The sequence below is a fragment of the Vibrio sp. 03_296 genome (assembly GCF_002265885.1).
The window spans coordinates 1-1,296 of sequence record NZ_NPKW01000660.1; the positions used below are offsets into that span (position 1 = coordinate 1).

At 43.6% G+C, this 1,296-nt stretch carries 1 protein-coding gene, 2 tRNA genes and 2 pseudogenes; 1 reads left to right on the top strand and 4 read right to left on the bottom strand.

From position 1 onward, the window contains the following. Nucleotides 1-104, top strand: a pseudogene (locus CIK04_RS26955) (lipase); the annotation flags it as partial. Nucleotides 105-169: 65 nt separating this feature from the next. On the opposite strand, the gene CIK04_RS26960 reads toward CIK04_RS26955, so the two are convergent. From CIK04_RS26960 to CIK04_RS34285, 4 genes and pseudogenes are all read right to left on the bottom strand, one after another. Then, a complete protein-coding gene (locus tag CIK04_RS26960; protein ID WP_128824725.1) occupies nt 170-421 on the bottom strand; it encodes a nitrite reductase in 252 nt (83 codons plus the stop codon). 219 nt (nt 422-640) lie between these two features. Beyond that, nucleotides 641-714, bottom strand: a tRNA-Cys gene (locus tag CIK04_RS26965). 32 nt (nt 715-746) lie between these two features. Further along, nucleotides 747-833: transfer RNA gene (locus CIK04_RS26970), tRNA-Leu, on the bottom strand. 273 nt (nt 834-1,106) lie between these two features. Beyond that, nucleotides 1,107-1,296 (bottom strand): annotated as a pseudogene (locus CIK04_RS34285) (hypothetical protein); the annotation flags it as partial.

Below are 1,296 nucleotides of genomic sequence, written 5' to 3' on the forward strand. Positions count from 1 at the left end.
ATGAACGCTTGGGGCGCTCAGTGCTCAGTTGGCTTATCCGACCATTCACTTACCACCTAATGAGCAAATACATCCGAAATAAAGATTTTTTTGACGAACGATAAACAAACGCTCAAAAGCAAAAAGAGACCCACGGTCTCTTCTCGATAATTTTTCATGCCCACATTTGCTACAGGGAAGCGATCTCTTTTTCCAACTGATATTTGTCGGTGACGATTTCTTCTAGCACAATCACGCGCTTTGTGAGTTTGTCGATCTGCTGCTGCATCTCTCTTTGCACATCAGCAGACGCACCTTCCGTTTTCGTCAACTCTAACGCTTTAACCTTTTCACGATGATTTAAAAAGATTTTTAGCATGCCACTACCAAAAATGGCGGTGAAAATAATCAAAACAATTAAAATGTCGCCCAACTGTTCCATGTTGTTACCTCTAGTTAACGTTATCCATTAATCAAAAACGATTCATGTAGTTTAATAAAATAGCTAGAGTAATAACGCAATCGTTGCGTCGCAGATCACATCGCGTTTGTCACTGAAACAAAATGAAAGAGAGAGAAGAAAAACAAAGATTAAATCAATGATTACAAGGAATTATTGAATAAGGTCGCGAATGAACGGAACGAGAACAAGGAAAGAGAATGGAGGCGCGTCCCGGAGTCGAACCGAGGTCCACGGATTTGCAATCCGCTGCATAGCCACTCTGCCAACGCGCCTTTTAGATAACCATTGCTGGTTTGAGTTAGGATGGTGCCCCGGGCCGGACTTGAACCGGCACGACTCGAAAGTCGAGGGATTTTAAATCCCTTGTGTCTACCAATTTCACCACCAGGGCAACGCATGCTGCGATGGTAACACCACCTGCTCTAACGACCTTCGCCGTGAGAACGAGGCGTACTTTAACGGATTTTTTATTTGGGTCAATAACAAAAACAAACTTTTTGAATCAAATGGTTAGTTGKCTCATCGCCTCAGTACGGTTCGCGCGCAGTATGGGGGATTTTCAACACTCTGCCGTTTTGCACTCTCATTGAATGTTTAGATAAGTCATGATAGCTCGATGATCCGAACCGATCACTTCATCATAGACTCCTTTACAGATAGCAAATCACTGTTGAGCCATAAGTGATCGATGGAAATTTGCAGCCATGACGGCAGTGTCAACGTCGGTAAGTTTGGCCAACTTGCAATAGGGGCAGATTTGCATTCCAGAAAAAAGCGTGTCAAAGCGCTCACTGCTTGCAGAAAGATTCATGTCGCCCATGATTAAAATATCCTTCGTCGGGCTTTGTGTCGCT